Source organism: Streptomyces sp. NPDC001493 (assembly GCF_053597235.1).
Genome location: NZ_JBSFHV010000049.1, coordinates 1 through 18,223, shown reverse-complemented (window position 1 = coordinate 18,223; position 18,223 = coordinate 1). Strand labels below are relative to the sequence as shown.

Genomic DNA, 18,223 nt, shown 5'->3' with positions numbered 1-18,223 from the left:
GGCAACGCTTACGATCCTCTGCGTGTCCAAACTGACCGACGTGCCCAAGCGGATCTTGATCGGACGGGCCCTGCGCAGCGACAAGCTGGGAGAAACGCTCCTCCCCAAGCGCATCGCCCTCCCCGTCTTCGCATCCGACCCGCTGTCTTCGGTGGCGTACGCCCCGGGAGAAGTTCTCCTGGTGCTCTCCATCGCGGGCGTGTCGGCGTACCACTTCAGCCCGTGGATCGCGGTCGCCGTCGTGGTCCTGATGTTCACGGTCGTCGCCTCGTACCGGCAGAACGTCCACGCCTACCCGAGCGGCGGCGGCGACTACGAGGTCGCCACCACCAACCTCGGCCCCAAGGCCGGACTCACCGTCGCCAGTGCGCTGCTCGTCGACTACGTCCTCACGGTCGCCGTGTCGATCTCCTCCGGCGTCGAGAACCTCGGCTCCGCGATCCCCTTCGTCGTCGAGCACAAGACGCTCTGCGCGATCGCCGCGATCGTGCTGCTGACGCTGATGAACCTGCGCGGAGTGAAGGAATCGGGGAAGCTCTTCGCCATCCCGACCTACCTCTTCGTCGTCGGCGTCTTCATCATGATCTTCTGGGGCGCCTTCCGAGGGCTGATCCTCGGCGACTCCATGCACGCGCCGACCGCCGACTTCACGATCAAGCCGGAACACGGGGGGCTGGCCGGTTTCGCGCTGGTCTTCCTGCTGCTGCGCGCCTTCTCCTCCGGATGTGCCGCGCTCACCGGTGTCGAGGCGATCAGCAACGGCGTACCCGCCTTCCGCAAGCCGAAGAGCAAGAACGCCGCGACCACCCTGCTGATGATGGGCCTGCTGGCCGTCACCATGTTCTGCGGCATCATCGCGCTGGCCATGGTCACCGACGTCAAGATGGCCGAGAACCCGGCGAAGGACCTGTTCCACAACGGCGCCTCGGTCGGCTCCGGGTTCACTCAGGACCCGGTGATCTCCCAGGTCGCCGCAGCCGTCTTCGGTGACGGCTCCTTCCTCTTCGTCGTCCTCGCCGCGGCCACCGCCCTGGTGCTCTTCCTCGCGGCGAACACCGCCTACAACGGCTTCCCGCTGCTCGGCTCGATCCTCGCCCAGGACCGCTACCTGCCGCGCCAGCTGCACACCCGCGGCGACCGCCTCGCCTTCTCCAACGGCATCGTGCTGCTGGCCGGTGCGGCCATCCTGCTGGTCTGGATCTACGGTGCGGACTCCACCCGCCTGATCCAGCTCTACATCGTCGGCGTCTTCGTCTCCTTCACCCTCAGCCAGACGGGCATGGTCCGGCACTGGAACCGGCACCTGCGCACCGAGAAGGACCCGAACACCCGCCGCCACATGATCCGCTCGCGGGCCATCAACACCTTCGGTGCCTTCTTCACCGGCCTGGTGCTGGTCGTCGTCCTCGCCACCAAGTTCACCCACGGCGCCTGGGTCGCCCTGCTCGGCATGGTGATCTTCTACGGAACGATGACCGCGATCCGCAAGCACTACGACCGCGTCGCCCGCGAGATCGCCGCCGACGAGACCCCGTCCGACGAGACGGTCCGGCCGTCCCGCGTCCACGCGATCGTCCTGGTCTCCAAGCTCCACCGCCCCACCCTGCGCGCCCTCGCCTACGCCAAGCTGATCCGCACGGACCACCTGGAGGCGCTCTCCATCAGCGTCGACCCGCAGGAGACGAAGGCGCTGCGCGAGGACTGGGAGCGGCGCGGCATCAACGTCCCGCTCAAGATCCTCGACTCCCCGTACCGCGAGGTGACCCGCCCGGTCATCGAGTACGTCAAGGGGCTGCGCCGGGAGAGCCCGCGCGACGTGGTGAGCGTCTACATCCCCGAGTACGTCGTCGGGCACTGGTACGAGCACCTGCTGCACAACCAGAGCGCGCTCCGGCTCAAGGGGCGCCTGCTCTTCACCCCCGGCGTCATGGTCACCTCGGTGCCGTACCAGCTGGAGTCCTCCGAGGTCGCGAAGAAGCGCGCCCGCAGGCGCGCCGAGTGGACCGCCCCGGGCTCGGTCCGGCGCGGACCGGTCGAGCGCCGGCCCAAGGAGCAGGCGAAGAAGCCCTGAGCGGGGGAGGGGCGGTCCGCTGACCGCTCCTCTCTCAGCCGGGCCCTCCGTGGCGTGGTGAACGGCCGGACGACTCCCACGTAGACTGGTGGGCTGTTGTCCGGCCGCGTGCGTAGGGGCCGGACCGTCGCCCGGCTTCCGCTGCGGAGTACCGCCCGCGACTGCCGTACCTCTGCGCGACCGCCGTACCTCTGTTCGTCCCCCCGATCTCTGGAGCTCCCCCTCATGCCGAACGAATCCACGTTGTCGCTGGTCGGGGAGGAGTACGAGGTCGAGGTCGGCCCCGTCGCGCACGGAGGCCACTGCATCGCCCGGACCGACGGGGGCCGGGTGCTCTTCGTACGCCACACGCTCCCCGGCGAGAAGATCATCGCCCGCGTCACCGACGGCGACACCGACTCCCGCTTCCTGCGCGCCGACGCCGTCACCGTCATCGAGCCGTCGAAGGACCGTGTGCCGGCGCCGTGCCCGTACGCCGGTCCCGGCATGTGCGGCGGCTGCGACTGGCAGCACGCCAAGCCGGGCGCCCAGCGCCGGCTCAAGGGCGAGGTCATCGCCGAGCAGCTCCAGCGCCTCGCGGGCCTCACCCCGGAAGAGGCCGGCTGGGACGGCACCGTCATGCCCGCCGAGGGCGACAAGCTCCCCGCCGGCGAAGTGCCCGCCTGGCGCACCCGCGTCCAGTACGCCATCGACGACGAGGGCAACGCGGGTCTGCGCAAGCACCGCTCCCACGACGTCCAGCCGATCGACCACTGCATGATCGCCGCCCCCGGCGTCACCGAGCTCGGCATCGAGAAGCGCACCTGGCCCACGCTGGCCGGCGTCGAGGCGATCTCCGCCACCGGCTCCCACGACCGCCAGGTCGTCCTCACCCCGAAGCCCGGCGGCCGGCTCCCCCTGGTCGAGCTCGACAAGCCGGTCTCCGTCCTGCGCGTCGAGGAGCACGACGGAGGAGTGCACCGCGTCCACGGCCGCGCCTTCGTCCGTGAGGTCGCCGACGACCGCACCTACCGCGTCGGCTCCGGCGGCTTCTGGCAGGTCCACCCGCAGGCCGCCAACACCCTGGTCCGCGCCGTCATGCAGGGCCTGCTGCCCCGCAAGAACGACACGGCCCTCGACCTCTACTGCGGCGTCGGCCTCTTCGCCGGCGCCATCGGCCAGCGCATCGGCGAGAAGGGCGCGGTCCTCGGCATCGAGTCCGGCAAGCGCGCCGTCGAGGACGCCCGCCACAACCTGAAGGACCTCGACCGGGTCCGCATCGAGCACGGCAAGGTCGACCAGATCCTGCCCCGCACCGGTATCACCGAGTGCGACCTCATCGTCCTCGACCCGCCCCGCGCCGGCGCCGGCAAGCAGGTCGTCAAGCACCTCTCGGGGCTGGGCGCGCGCAAGATCGCGTACGTGGCCTGCGACCCGGCGGCGCTGGCGCGGGACATCGCGTACTTCCGGGACGGCGGGTACAAGGTGCGCACGCTGCGGGCGTTCGACCTGTTCCCGATGACGCATCATGTCGAGTGCGTGGCGATCCTTGAGCCTGTCGAAAAGGGCGCCTGACCTGCATTTGAGAGGAGCCGGCCAGCAGGGGAGTGTCGGCACGCTCAAGGCGGGGCGAAGGCGGTGTCGGCGGGCGGGAACCGCCACCGGTCGGCAGCTTCGCGGGCCACGTCGACGCTGTCTTCCGCCACCAGCCCGGGCTCCACCAGGGTGGCCGCCAGCAGACTTCAGCCTGATCTTGCGGGTAACCCCGGGTGTTTACGCCCGGGAGGAATCGCGTCCTTGGCCTGGAGGCGCGCAGCGCCGGAGTTCTCTTCGCGGCTGTCGGTGACGGTCAGTCGGGCCGCTTCTGGTTCTCGATGTACTCCTTGATGACTGCCGGCGGGGCGCCGCCTGCGGAGGCGGCGAAGTAGGACGGCGACCAGAAGTGCTCTCCCCACAGGTACGTGCGGATGTGGGCGGGGAACTCCTGGCGCAGCCTGCGGGCTGAGACGCCCTTGAGGCTACCCACCAGCCGTGACAGGGCGACCTTCGGCGGGTAGTGCACGAGCAGATGAACGTGGTCGGCCTCGCCATTGAACTCGACCAGCTCGGTCTCGAAGTCGGCGCAGACGGCCCGCATGATCTCTTCGCAGCGCCGCAAGGGCGAGTGCGACCTGATCGAGCGTGACGGGGCGTTCTACCTGGCCGCCGTCTGCGACATCCCCGAACCGCAGGTGTACGAGCCCGCCGGGTTCGTCGGCGTGGATCTCGGCATCGTCAACATCGCCACCACCTCGACCGGCTACCGGGCCGCCGGCCGCGGCCTGAACAGGCACCGCAAGCGGCACGTGGAGCTGCGGAAGAAGTTGCAGGCCAAGGGCACCAAGTCCGCGAAGCGCCTGCTCAGGAAGCGCTCCCGCAAGGAAGCCCGGCACACCGCCAACGTCAACCACATCATCTCCAAGACCATCGTGACCACCGCTGAACGCACCGGCGCGGGTATTGCCCTGGAAGACCTCACGGGCATCCGCGACCGGGTACGGCACCGCAAGGACCAGCGGACCTCTCTGCACTCGTGGAGCTTCCACCAGCTCGGCCAGTACATCGAGTACAAGGCCAAGCGGGCGGGAGTGCCGCTGGTGTACATCGATCCGGCGTACACCAGCCGGCAATGTTCCGAGTGCGGCCACATCGACCGGAAGAACCGCGTCGATCAAGCGACGTTCGCGTGCCGGTCCTGCGGGGCCCTCATGCACGCGGACGACAACGCGCCCCACAACATCGGCCGCAAGGGCGAGACCGTGTGGGCTCCGGGGCGTGAGTCACGCGTCCCTGCCACCCCCTAACGGGGTGTCTGAACGGAGGAGGCCACCCAGCAGCCAGCTGGGCCCCACCACCAAGCCCGGTCCTTGTGGGCCAGGTCAAGTTGACGGTTGAGCAACGGCGTTCCACGCCCAGTGTGTCGGCGGATCTCGTCGGCTTCCCTCCGAAACCCGGCCTGCCAGCCCGTTGGTCGTGACCCAATTCACAGACCGTGCGCCCGGTTTGGCATGACCCGCCAGCATGATCCATCTAGATATTCACCCGGCCTCTACATACAGTCCGCTGCGGGTTCTCTTTTCTTAGAGGATCTTCATGTTCACGGGGCGGGGTGGGATTTGTGTTGAGACGTGCTCATACGCGTCTGCGTGTGTCAGCGGCCGTGTTGCTGGTGGGCTTGATCGCGGCGGCCTTGCCGACGTCTGCGGTTGCGTCGTCTGGTTCGGCCCCGGCCGCTGCAGAGGAACCTGTGGATGCCACAGCCGGTGAGACCGGCGTGGAGGCCGCGCTGACAGTGGCGAAACAAACCGGCAAGTCGGTAGAGGTTCTGTCGATGCGAGGCGAAAGCAGCGACGTCTTCGCCACGAGCGACGGCAGCTTGGAGGCGCGGGAGTATTTGCGTCCGGTCCGTGCTCGCGTCGACGGTTCCTGGGTTCCGGTGGACACCGACTTGGCGCAGGGCGCTGATGGGACTGTCGCCCCAAAGGCGTCCACGGTCGGCCTTGAGTTTTCGGGCGGCGGTGACGCGCCCCTGGTCCGGATGGAGAAGTCCGGTCGTGAGCTCGCCTTGTCGTGGCCGGGTGCTCTGCCTGCTCCGGACCTTGAGGGGGCGACGGCGACCTATCGTGAGGTTCTTCCTGGGGTAGATCTGCGGATGCAGGCACAGGAAGACGGGTTCACGCAGCTCTTGGTGGTCAAGTCCCAGGCTGCTGCCGAGAACGATGCGCTGTCTCAGCTGCGCATGAAGCTCGCCGCTGACGGCATGAACGTCAACGAGACCAGCAGTGGTGGCCTTGAGGCTGTGGACGAAGGTGCGCGGGGAACGGTCTTCGAAGCACCGAAACCCATGATGTGGGACTCGAGCACGGGTGCGACGACGGAGGAGCCCGCAGGATCTGACATCGCATCCAGGAGTGCCGCCCGCGTCGCGGACGCCGACGCTCCGGGTGGTGACGAACCCGCTGCGGGCGAATCGGGCACTCTCGCTCCGGTGGGGGTGGATCTGGCCGCCGGGGGTGCCGAACTGGTGCTGACGCCGGACGCTGATCTTCTGCGAGGCGCTGACACGGCGTACCCGGTTTTCATCGATCCGCAGTGGTACTCGCCGAGGGCTTCGTCGTGGACGATGGCATCGAAGTACTGGGCGTCGTCTCCGCAGTGGAAGTTCAACGGGGAGTCGACGTCCGGCTTGGGTTTCTGCAACTGGTCGTACTGCTCGCCGAACGATACGAAGCGGATTTTCTATCAGATCCCGACGTCGAAGTTCGCCGGAAAGTCGATCCTCTCGGCTGAGTTCGTCGTCCGGAACACCTGGTCGGCATCGTGCTCCGCCCGCAGTGTCGAGTTGTGGAGGACGAAGGGCATCTCGTCGTCGACGACTTGGAATTCGCAGAATGCTGCGGGCTTTTGGATCGAGCAGCTGAAGTCGTCTTCCTTCGCTTACGGGTACGACGGTTGTGCGGCAAAGGATGCCGAGTTCGATGTCAAGTCCGCAGTGCAGGAGGCAGCCAACAGTAAGTCGTCCTCGATGACGTTCGGGATGAAGGCTGCCAGTGAAGAAGATGCTTACGGCTGGAAGCGGTTCTCGGACAAGGCGTACCTCCGTGTGAAGTACAACCGGCCGCCGGTGCAGATCAAGATGTCCCAGCTGACGATGGAGTACGGAGGCACGTGCAAACGGCCGGAGAACGCCGGGAAGGTCCGGACTCTGGGCAAGATCTACGCGAACAATGTGACCGACCCCGACGGTGACAACGTGTCGGTGGAGTTCCAGGTGGCGTGGGACACGGGTGACGGCAAGGGGGCGGTTGCCCGGTGGATCCCCGCGAGGACAGCTGCCAAGCCATCCGGGTCCAGTTTCGTCATCACTCTGCCGAGCTCTGTGCCCGCGAACAAGACGATCTCCTGGTTCGTGCGCTCCTATGACGGTGCCCAGTACTCGCCCTGGTCCCTGGCGGGCGATCCCACGGCGTGCTACTTCACCTACGACACCTCAGTACCCAAGGCTCCATCCATCACTTCCATCGACTATCCGGCTTCCGACCCGGCCGATCCGGAAGACCCCTGGTTTGACGGGGTGGGGAAGTACGGCGCTTTCGATGTCAAGGCCGCCGACGGGGATGTGGTGAAGTACTGGTACGGCATCAACAGTGACCCCACTTCACGGAACACGGTCACCACGACGGCGGGTGCGGCCAAGACGGTGAATGTCCTTCCCTCGACGCCGGGGCTGAACTCATTCAGTGTCCAGGCATTCGATGCGGCCGGTAACGGCAGCGAGGTGCGTACGTACCAGTACAGGGTGAAGGCAGGTCAGCCCGAGAAGGCCGCGTGGCGTATGGACGACCCCGCAGGCTCAGCCGAAGCGCAGGGGACTTCTGGGGAGCAGGTAGCCACCCTGCGCGGCGGAGCGACTCCCGGTGTACCCGGCGTCATAGGAACAGCGGTCTCCTTCGACGGCGTGGACGACTACGCCGCGACGGACATCCCCGCGGTTGCTACCGAGACCGGGTTCTCCGTGTCGGCCTGGGCGCGCCTGTCGAAGATGCCGGAAGGCGCGGCGATCATCGCCGCACAGCCCGGCAACTACAGCCCGAGCTTCGAGCTGTACTACTCCAAGGCCTACGACCGCTGGGTCTTCAATCAGTACACCGCCGACACGGCGACGGCCGGTGCCGTACGTGCGATGGCCAGCACGCCCGGTGGTGTCACCGCGGGGCAATGGACGCATCTGGTCGGCACGTACAGCTCGTCCGCGAAAGAGCTGAAGCTCTACGTGCAGGGAGTGCTTGTCGGCACTACTGCCTACAGCACTCCTTGGGATGCTCGGCGCGGACTCCAGATCGGGGCAGGCTCCTACAGTGGCCAGCCGGGCTCGTTCTTCCCCGGCACCATCGATGATGTGCGCATCTTCGACAAGCCGATCTCCGAGACCGAGGTGACCCGCCTTTACAACAAGACCCCCATCGGCGGCGGACGCCCGGCGCGCGCGGTGTTCCCGATGGACGAGCCGGCCGGAGCCACCACGATCATCGGACACGCTGACGTCTTTCCCGCTGTCCTCAAGGGAGGGGCCGCCACCGGCCAAGCGGGCGTGGACGGCAAGGCGCTGACCCTCGACGGTGTGGACGACTACGCCGTGGCGGGGGCACCGCACGTCAACAACCAGCGGAGCTTCTCGGTCTCCGCGTGGGCGAAGCTGCCGAAGACCAAACCTACGCACGCGGGGATCATCGCCACTCAGACAGCCGCTCACAGACCGGCGTTCGAGCTGTACTACGCAAGCTCATCCGACCGGTGGATCTTCAACCAGTTCGTCTCCGACGCGTCCGACAGCACCGCAGTCCGAGCCATGCAGGCCGACGGCGTAACCGCGCACGGCGGTGACTGGGTCCACCTCGTGGGCGTCCTCGACACCGTTGCCGACCAGCTGATCCTGTACGTCAACGGGGTCGAAGCCGGCCGCGCCGCCGCCGTCGCGACCTGGTACGCGAGCGGTCCGGTGCAGATCGGCGCGGGCTCGTACGACGGCCAGCCGGGGTCGTTTTTTCCGGGACAGATCGACGACGTCCGGATGTACGACCGGCCGATCTCCGCCGAAGAAGTACAGCAGTTGTTCCGGCAGAGTCCGGTACTCAAGGGCCGGTGGAATTTCGAGGAAGCCAGTACAGCCACTCCTCCTGCCAGCCCCGACCTCACCGACGAGAAGCGGCCCATGAATCTCTACGGCGCCGCGAAACTGGGTCCGGGCACCATCGACTTCTCTGGCCTGCAACTCGACGGGATCAACTCCTACGCGGCTACGCCTTCGGTCCCTGTCGATACGAGTACCAGCTTCACCGTGACGGCCTGGGCACAAGGCGCAGCCGTGCCCGATCACAGCATGTCCGTGGTCAGCGCACCGGGCGCCTCACGGAGCGCGTTCGACGTGCGTTTCGAACCCGACCCTGTTGATCCAGCCGGTATGGGCAGGTTCGAACTGAGCCTCCCCGTGAGCGACAGCGCCGCCGCGGAGGCGAAGCGGGTGAGCAACACCGAGTTCTACGACGTCCGGGACTGGAACCATCTCACGGTTGTCTACGACGGCTTCGCCAAGGAGGCCCGCCTCTATGTCAACGGTGTCCTCCAGGAGGTCGCCTGTGGAGATGCGGATGGCACAACCTGCCAGGACCTCATCGCGTGGGCGGATAACATCCTCACCTTCAAGGCGACCAAGTCGCTTCGGGTGGGCGGAGCACAAGAGGACTCGACGGGCGAGTACTTCGCCGGGGCGATCGACGACGTGTGGGCTTTCCAGGGCGCGCTGAACGACATCCAGGTCAGCCGACTGGCTGGTTCGTGGTTCGACATCCCCACCGAAGTCCCCAGCGGCAACTAGCCGAACAGAGTGCGGTTGGTGACCGGGCACAGCGCGGTCACCAACCAGCTACGGCTTGATACACACCCACCCACCGCGCCGGGCCCTCTCCGAGCGAGCGCCCGGCGCCTGTCAGTGATGGATACGGAACCTCATGAAACGCAGACGAATATCCTTGCCCGGAGCGAGGACGCTACGTCGCGCCTCCCTCGCGCTGTCCACGGTGATGATCGCTACGTTGCTGCAGGCAGCGGCCGTCCCCACCTCCACCGCGGCCTCGTCCAACCTGCCTGGGGTGCCGGCATCGGAGAAGCCGATTGCTGTGACGAGAGGCGTCAAGGTCAAACCGAGGGCCACGGACAAGCAGCCCGCGCATCCGGCACGGTCGCCTCGTGCCGAGAGCCCCGCCGCGTCGCAGGCCACCGTCGTTCTTCCCCCGTCCGGGGTCACCGATTTGACCCAGGCGACGACCCAGCCGATCGCGGTGGGCCGATCGCGAGGCGGAGATGGCACGAAGACCGGGAAACGGCGCGAATACACGCCCGCTCAGGTCGAGTCCCGCATCCTCGACCACGGTCGCGCGACGAAGGCGGGTGTGAACGGGATGCTGTTCACCCTCCAGCCTCCGGCCCCCGTTCAGGCATCGGACGACGCACCGGCCTCGGAGGGCGCCGTTTCCGTATCGGTCGACTACACCAGCTTCGCCGAGTCGTTCGGCGGTTCCTACGCGTCGCGTGTCCAACTGGTCGAGCTCCCCTCTTGTGCGCTGACCACTCCGGATGAGGAGCAGTGCCGCACGGCGGACCCGGTCGCGGCGGTCAACAACACAGCAGAGCGCACGCTGACCGCGGACGCGGTGCCTCTCAGCGCCGGGATGGCAACGGTGCTGGCCGTCACTGCCTCGGCCGGCGGCGACAAGGGCGACTACAAGGCGACACCTCTTGCTCCGTCCTCCACCTGGAAGACGAATCTGAACACCGGTGACTTCACCTGGTCCTACGACATCACCACACCGGACGTTCCCGGTGGGCTGAAGCCGAACGTCGGACTCTCCTACTCCTCCGGCGCGATCGACGGCCGGACCGGTGGAACCAACAACCAGGGCTCCTGGATCGGCGACGGCTTCGACATGTGGCCCGGTTTCATCGAACGCCGCTACAAGCCCTGTTCCGACGACGGTGTGAAGAACGCGGACGGCAGCAAGCCGGGCGACATGTGCTGGGCGTACGACAACGCGGTCATCTCGTTCAACGGTGCCGGAGGAGAACTCGTACCGGCAGGTACGGACGAGTTCAAGCTGAAGCAGGACGACGGCACCCGGATCACGCGCCTCGAATCCGCAGACCGCGGCAACGGGGACAACGACGGGGAGTACTGGCGTCTCACCTCGCCGGACGGCACCCAGTACTTCTTCGGATACAACCGCCTGCCCGGCTGGACCACGGGCAAGGCCACCACTGGCTCCACCTGGACCATGCCGGTCTTCGGCGACGACTCCGGCGAGGAGTGCCACGCGGCCACCTTCGCCGACTCGTGGTGCCAGCAGGCCTGGCGGTGGAACCTCGACTACGCCGTCGACACCCACGGCAACACCATCAGCTACCACTACGCCCAGGAGACCAACTCCTACGGCCGTAACCTCAAGGCCGACGACGACACTTCCTACACCCGCGGTGGCTACCTCCAGCGCATCGACTACGGACAGAAGTCCGCAGACCTGTACGCGAGCAAGCCCCTGGCCCAAGTCGTCTTCGACAGCAGCGAGCGCTGCCTGCCCGAGTCCGGCGTCACGTGCGCGGCAGACACCATCGACACCAAGTCGTTCTACTGGTACGACACCCCCTACGACCTCAACTGCAAGGCCGACACCACCTGCGACAACGGCCGGCTCTCCCCGTCGTTCTGGACCCGCAAGCGCCTCACCGGCATCTACACCCAGGTACTCAAGGCCGACGGCACCTACGCCAAGGCCGACTCGTGGAAGTTCGACCACCGCTGGGGAATGGCCGACACGGACTACCAGCTCCTGCTCACGAGCATCGAGCACACCGGTGAGTCCGCCACGCCCACCATCACCCTGCCCAAGACGACGTTCGCCTACCAGCAACTCGAAAACCGCCTGGACAAGACAGGTGACGGCTTCGCCCCGTTCATCAAAGAACGGCTGATGTCAGTCTCCGACGAGTACGGCGGCCAGATCACCGCCAACTACTCCGACCCGGCCTGCACCTGGACCTCACTGCCGACCCCGGAAACCAACACCACACGCTGCTTCCCCCAGTACATCGGCGGCAGCGACTCCGACCCTGCCCAGCAGCACTGGTTCAACAAGTACGTCACCACGTCCGTCACGGCGACGGACCGCATCGGCGGCGCCCCGGACCAGGTGACGACGTACGAGTACCTGGGCGATGCCGCCTGGCACTACGACGACGACGACGGGATCACCAAGGAGAAGGAGAAAACCTGGTCCCAGTGGCGCGGGTACGGCCAGGTCCGGGTCCGCACCGGCGGTCAGGGCGGCGACGCCGCCATGCGAACCCAGCAGGATTCCTACTTCCTGCGGGGCATGGACGGGGACCGCAAGGACGCGACCGGCGGCACCAAGAGCGTGTCCGTCACGCTCGGAGCCGGCGAAGGCGACCCGATCACGGACCTCGAAGCCAATGCCGGGTTCGGCTACAAGTCCGTCATGTTCGACAAGCCTGGCGGCAAGATCTTGACGAAGTCCGTCAGCAGGCCCTGGCACTACGAGACCGCGAAGAAGGTGCGCACCTGGGGCACCGTCACATCCAACCTCATCGGGACAGCCGGCACGAAGAACTGGGTCTCCCTCGACGACGGCGCGGGGACCAAGTGGCGCACCACCTCGACGGCCTCTCAGCAGGACACCATCGCCGGACGGGTCATCCAGGTCGACGACTTCGGCGACGACTCCACCGCGGCCGACGACCGCTGCACCCGCACTACCTACCCTCCGGCTACCTCCGCCAACATCCTCGACCTGCCCAGCCGGACCGAGACCGTCACGAAGGCGTGCGACGCCACGACCGACAGATCGAAGGATGTCCTCTCCGACGTACGCACCGCCTACGACGGCGGCGCATACGGTGCAGCACCGACGAAGGGTGACTCCTCCGCGGTCGCAACCCTGAAGAGCCACGACGGCACCAAGGCTGTTTACCTGGAATCCGGCGGTACCTACGACAGCTACGGCCGCCCCCTCACCTCGACCGACCTCGTTGCCGAGGTCACCGTCACAGGCGCAGGGGCACCCGTACGCACAGCCCGTACCGACGGGCGCACCACGACCACGACGTACACACCCGCGACCGGCAACACCACCGAGGTCACGGTGACGTCGCCGCCCGCGAACACCGCGGATGCGTCGTCCGCGCACAACTCCGTCACCGCTTTCGACCCGGTACGGGGCGTGCCGGTGAAGCAGACGGACCTGAACAACAACGTCACCGAGCTGACCTACGACGCACTGGGCCGCAGCATCAAGGTATGGCTCGCCGACCGACGCACCTCACAGGTCCCTTCCCAGGAATTCGTATACACCGTTGACGAAGGCACGGTTGCCGTCGCGACGAAGACACTGAACAACAGCGGCGGACAGATCGCCTCCTACGCCCTCTACGACGGCTTCCTCCGAGACCGCCAGACACAGACTCCCGGCCCGAACGGGGGCAGCATCGTCACGGACGTCTTCTACGACGAGCGCGGCCTCGCCACCAAGTCCTTCGCCCCCTACTACGCCACCAGCAAGCCGGGCACCCAGATACTCCAACCCGAAGACGCCGAGCGCGTCGAAACACAGACACGAACCACGTTCGACGGCCTCAACCGCGCGGTCGAGACACGACAGATGGCCGGAAACGGAGACGGCGGAGCAGTCCTCAACACCACGAAGACCATCTTCGGAGGAGACCGCACCACCGTCATCCCGCCCGCGGGCGGGACCACGACGACCACTCTCACCGACGCGCGAGGCAACACCGTCGAGCTGCGGCAGCACCACGGCCGCACGGCTGACACGCCCTTCGACTCCACCCTCTACACGTACACCCCCCGCGGTGAGCTCAAATCAGCCACAGAGCCGGGCGGAAACAGCTGGAGCTACCAGTACGACCAGGTCGGGCACCAAACAGTCGCCACCGACCCCGACAAGGGAACTACCCACACCACCTATGACGACCGCGGGCAGGTGACCTTCGTCAAGGGAGATCGCACCGACGTCCCAGGCCTCGCCTACCTCTACGACAACCTCGGCCGGCAAACCGAAGTGCGAGAAGGTTCCGCAACTGGACCACTGCGCACCAAGCAGGTCTACGACACGGTCGCGTCCGCCAAGGGACAGCTTGCTCAGTCCATCCGCTACGTCGGCGGCATCGCCTACACCTCCGCAGTGACGTCCTATGACCGGCTCTACCGCCCGGTTCAGACTTCCATTACCATCCCGTCTTCAGAAGGCGCACTGCAGGGGACGTATAGAACCGGCACCGCCTACTTCCCCTCAGGGCTTCCCCAGACCGTCAGCTATTCCGCAGCCGGCTCACTCGCGGGCGGCTCCTTCAGCTACACGTACGAAGACGGCACGCTCCGTCCTCTCACGGTCTCCGGCGAGGGCATGACGTCCAGCGCCGCCTACAGCCTCACCGGCAAGCCCATGCAATACCAGATGGGCCTCACCGCAAGCACCCTGAGGACTCAGGTAATCAACACGTACGAGTGGGGCACCCAGAGACTGGCCACCTCGCGCGTCGACCGCCAGGACCAGCCTGGCGTCGACCGGTACGCGACCTACGGCTACGACGAATCCGGCAACGTGCTCTCGATTGCGGACGTGTCCCGGTCCGGAACCGACAACCAGTGCTTCACCAACGACTACCTCGGCCGCGTGACCGAAGCCTGGACGCAGCCCACCACCACGTGTGAAACCGCCCCGACGGCAAGCAAGGTCGGCGGTGTCGCGCCTTACTGGCAGACCTTCACCTACGACGAGTCCGGCAACCGCGCCACCGAGGTCAAACACGATACGGCCGGCGACGCCACGAAGGACGTCCGACGGACCTTCGACTACCCGGACCCCGGCACGCCTCAAGCCCACTCCCTCAGCTCCGTCACCACGACGAACTCAGCAGGCACCGCCACCGACACCTACGACTACGACGTCAATGGCAACACCACCTCCCGACCCGGCCAGGACCTGAACTGGGACGCCGAAGGACATTTGGCCAGCGTCACCGAAGGCGCCAAGACCACCAGCTACCTCTACGACGCCTCGGGCAACCGGCTCATCAGCCGAACCCCCACCGAGACCACCCTCTACCTGGGTAACCAGGAACTCACCCTCTCCCCCGGGGCCACCAAAGCGAAGGCCACCCGGTACTTCGACCTCGGTGGAGGCAACACAGCCATCCGGGCCGACGACGGCACCTTCTCCTTCACGATCGCCGACCAGCACGGCACCGGCGAACTCGCGGTACGGGCATCGGACCTGGCCCTGACCCAGCGCCGCACCCTGCCCTTCGGTGGAACCCGAGGACAGACACCCGCCGCCTGGCCCAGCACCAAGGGCTTCGTCGGCGGCACCGACGACACCAAGACAACCGGCCTCACCCACCTCGGCGCCCGTGAATACGACCCCGAACTCGGACGCTTCATCTCGGTCGACCCCGTCCTCGACCTCACCGACCCCCAACAGATGAACGGATACACCTACGCCAACAACGACCCTGCAACACTCTCCGACCCCAGCGGCCTCCGACCGGACGGACCAGTAGGCGGCGCCTCCTACAACGACGAACGGGAGACTTATTCAGGAGAGGGGGCCTATAACAACAGAACCGCCGGCAGCGGATACTTCCTGGACTATTACGGCGGCTGGAGTTATCGACACGTCACCCATTTTGCCGTGCGGTCGAAGATCGGTGTCGTGACGACCATCTCTTTGTCGGCAAGAGCTAAAGCGAAGAAATCCGAGCCCAAGGAAAACGTCACCTTCCATGTGGAGGATGCCGAGGTCCCGGACAACTTCTATACCAGGTACATCGGACCCGTTGTCGGTGCCGTCGTTCTGCCGGATGTCGATTCCTGGGCAGCCTGCATCGGTGGAGACATGGTGTCATGCGCATGGAGCGCCACCGACATCCCCTTCCTCAAGTGGCTGAAGGCAGCCAAACTCTTCAAGGCAGCGAAACGCACCGAAGAAGCGGTCGACGCGGTTGAAGATGTCGAAGATGTCGTCCGCGCATGTGAGCGAACGTGTGACCCGGCCGTGTTGGCGTCTAAGATCGATGCAGATGATCTGAAGATGACCCGGACGGTGGCGAATCACTTCGATGACGTTACCAAGGACAGTAGAGTGGTGCGGCCGTACATGCGTTCCACGCAGGTCGTCCGCGAAATCATGGAAGGAAGCGCGCCGAAGATGGACCCGCGAGGGGCTGCCGGGGCGGTGAGGTGGGACACTCCGGGTGACATGAATGGAAGATCCGGCACCTGGGAATTGGTTGTCGACACCGAAACAAATACAATCCTTCACTTCAACTTCGTCAGGTAGAGATGGCGCACAAATTTAGCACTGAAGCAGGGAACCCTCTTGCGGGCACGCTTCGCTACTCTGAGTCGGATCGAGGGTTCTCCTTCCAGGTGCGGAGCCTTGATGACCTGGCTCGGCTAGAAGGTAGCGGGGGTCGAACGAGCCTCGTCGCTGATACCCTCCAGTTGGAGGTCGCGGTGGATAGTGGTCGTGCCCTCTATGTGTGGGGTTACTTTCCGATGGAATCGTGGCAGCGGGCAAAATTGAAACTGCCAATCTCTGTGAGTGGCAGCGTGACAGTGGAAACGGACGACCCTCCGTTTGAGGCGGGTATCTCCGTAGCGATCGCTCGATCAAACTGGCATGTTCTGTTTGATGGGAGTTCGGGATTGGTTCGAGTCGTACGGGATCAGTCGATTCCTGAGAAGCTGGTACAGATCGCCGATGGCGTTCATCTTGGCCTGAACGGTGCGGAATTGATCTCGTTGTGGCTCTCCCCGGAGTTCGTCGAGTAGCTTCCAGGGTGGTTGCGAGTGCAAAATTGAAGCCCCGTCAGGTAGGTCCTGGCGGGGCTTCTTGGATGGTTGACGGCAGTAGTCGACGGCAATGTCAGCGGACGGCGGCTCCCACAATGAGTTCGTCGCTGCCGTCGGCTCTGCCAGGGATCTCGGTGGGGTTGCGAGGGGCGTGGCCGAGGAGGTCGATGACGTCGCGTTGGAGGGGGAACGTAGGCGGTGGCGGTGACGCCGATGTGGGCGTGACACAACGGTTCCTTGATTACGACGAGTTCCAACGCGGAGACGCCGACGAGGAGGGCGGTCCGTTCGCGTCCGACAGGACGTGCATCTTGGGACCCGGCTTCTTGGTCTTTTTCTTTCGGGCTCGAACGAGGTCTCTTACAACGGCTAACACAATGAGTTGATCTGTCGGCGGGTGATCAGGCAGCAGGCGAGCTTGAGGAAGGCTTCGTGGATGTCGGCTCGGCGTTCCCAGCGGATGCGGAGGCGTTTGAAGCCGTGGAGCCAGGCGAAGGTGCGTTCCACGACCCAGCGGTAGGTGCCCAGTCCGGTGCCGTGGAGGGTGCCGCGGCGGGCGATGGCAGGCACGATCCGGCGCTGGCGGACCTGGTCGCGGTAGATGTCGTGGTCGTATCCCCGGTCGGCGAAGAGGGAGTCGGGCTTTCGCCGTGGGTGACCGACCCTGCCTCTGACCGGCGGGATGGCGTCGATCAGAGGCAGCAACTGAGTGACGTCATTGCGGTTGCCGCCCGTGAGGATCACGGCGAGCGGAGTGCCGCGGCCGTCCGTGATCAGGTGGTGTTTCGATCCGGATCGGGCACGGTCGACCGGACTCGGTCCCGTGTGGTCCCCCCTTTTACGGCCCGCACGTGACTGGAGTCGACAACGGCCCGCGACCAGTCGAGACGGGCGGCCGCGTTCAGCTCGGCCAGCAGCACTTCGTGCAGGCGCTGCCAGACACCGGCCTCGTTCCAGTCCCGTAGCCGCCGCCAACACGTCATGCCCGAACCGAAGCCCAACTCCTGCGGCAGGAACTCCCATTGAATGCCCGTACGGAGCACGAAGAGGATGCCGCACAGCACCTTCCGGTCAGGCAGCGGCTTCCGGCCCGGGTGCCGGAACCGACGCTCCTTGCGCGGCAGGAGCGGCTCGATCCGCTCCCGCACGTCATCCGACACGATCCACGGCAAAGTCCCCATGTGCCGCCAACGCCCAACTCCTGACGCGGACACGGCCACCAAGGCCCATCCACCTCATTGTGTTAGCCGTTGTTGCAGGGTCGCTCACCTGAGGGTTCGCCGGACATGGAGGCGGCCTTCGTCTGATCCTGTGCTCCGACCAAGGTGCACGTGACCACGACGAAGGCCGTGAGGGTGAGTCTGCTGCCTGATGATCTCCGGCGGGAAGCGTTCGCGGAAGGATCACGCTTCCGGGGAGAGTTCTACGCGTGTCTGACCGCTCGGCGTGACGAGTTGTTCGAGCTGGCGGACGCGGTGCTGTGTGCCAAGGGTGCGGTGACGTCGCCGGTGGACCTGACACTGCTGTCCGAGCATCGCCGTGGGCACGGAGCGATGTACGGCGGCCTGAACCACGGCCGGATCAACGCCGACCGGCTATGGACGGCGCTGGCCGGGCTGGCGCTGCCGCGTTTTGAGGGCGGGCGCCTGGTCCTGGCGGTCGATGTGTCGCCGTGGCTCCGCTCGGACGCGCCGTGC

6 protein-coding genes and 2 pseudogenes are annotated in these 18,223 nt (G+C 66.0%); 6 read left to right on the top strand and 2 right to left on the bottom strand.

Annotated features, from left to right (window positions below; translation table 11 throughout):
• Window positions 1-22 precede the first annotated feature (22 nt).
• Complete coding sequence (locus tag ACWCWD_RS36430) at window positions 23-2,071, top strand: APC family permease (protein WP_450779843.1); 2,049 nt, start codon at window positions 23-25, stop codon at window positions 2,069-2,071.
• A gap of 225 nt (window positions 2,072-2,296) precedes the next feature.
• A complete protein-coding gene (locus ACWCWD_RS36425) occupies window positions 2,297-3,625 on the top strand; it encodes a class I SAM-dependent RNA methyltransferase (protein WP_450779841.1) in 1,329 nt (442 codons plus the stop codon).
• A gap of 274 nt (window positions 3,626-3,899) precedes the next feature.
• Here ACWCWD_RS36425 and tnpA read toward each other — a convergent pair.
• Window positions 3,900-4,208: pseudogene (gene tnpA / locus ACWCWD_RS36420) on the bottom strand (IS200/IS605 family transposase); the annotation flags it as partial.
• On the opposite strand from tnpA, the gene ACWCWD_RS36415 reads away from it, so the two are divergent.
• From ACWCWD_RS36415 to ACWCWD_RS36405, 3 genes are all read left to right on the top strand, one after another.
• Window positions 4,186-4,893: an RNA-guided endonuclease InsQ/TnpB family protein gene (locus ACWCWD_RS36415; protein WP_450779839.1), complete on the top strand. Its 708-nt coding sequence runs from the start codon at window positions 4,186-4,188 to the stop codon at window positions 4,891-4,893. The pseudogene tnpA and the gene ACWCWD_RS36415 overlap by 23 nt on opposite strands.
• A 527-nt stretch (window positions 4,894-5,420) precedes the next feature.
• On the top strand, window positions 5,421-9,464 hold the full coding sequence (locus tag ACWCWD_RS36410; RefSeq protein ID WP_450779860.1) for a LamG-like jellyroll fold domain-containing protein: 4,044 nt from the start codon (window positions 5,421-5,423) through the stop codon (window positions 9,462-9,464).
• 133 nt (window positions 9,465-9,597) lie between these two features.
• Window positions 9,598-16,011, top strand: a complete 6,414-nt coding sequence (locus ACWCWD_RS36405) for an RHS repeat-associated core domain-containing protein (protein ID WP_450779837.1) — start codon at window positions 9,598-9,600, stop codon at window positions 16,009-16,011.
• Between the two features lie 884 nt (window positions 16,012-16,895).
• Here the strand turns inward: ACWCWD_RS36405 and ACWCWD_RS36400 are convergent.
• Window positions 16,896-17,724 (bottom strand): annotated as a pseudogene (locus tag ACWCWD_RS36400) (IS5 family transposase).
• A 157-nt stretch (window positions 17,725-17,881) separates the two neighbouring features.
• Between ACWCWD_RS36400 and ACWCWD_RS36395 the strand changes: the two are divergent.
• Window positions 17,882-18,223: transposase (locus ACWCWD_RS36395; protein ID WP_450779859.1), on the top strand; the 342-nt coding region annotated here is incomplete at its 3' end.

Coding starts and splice junctions, on each gene's coding strand:
- ACWCWD_RS36425 (WP_450779841.1), top strand. CDS start 2,297: ATGCCGAACGAATCCACGTTGTCGCTGGTCGGGGAGGAGTACGAGGTC.
- ACWCWD_RS36415 (WP_450779839.1), top strand. CDS start 4,186: ATGATCTCTTCGCAGCGCCGCAAGGGCGAGTGCGACCTGATCGAGCGT.
- ACWCWD_RS36410 (WP_450779860.1), top strand. CDS start 5,421: ATGCGAGGCGAAAGCAGCGACGTCTTCGCCACGAGCGACGGCAGCTTG.
- ACWCWD_RS36405 (WP_450779837.1), top strand. CDS start 9,598: ATGAAACGCAGACGAATATCCTTGCCCGGAGCGAGGACGCTACGTCGC.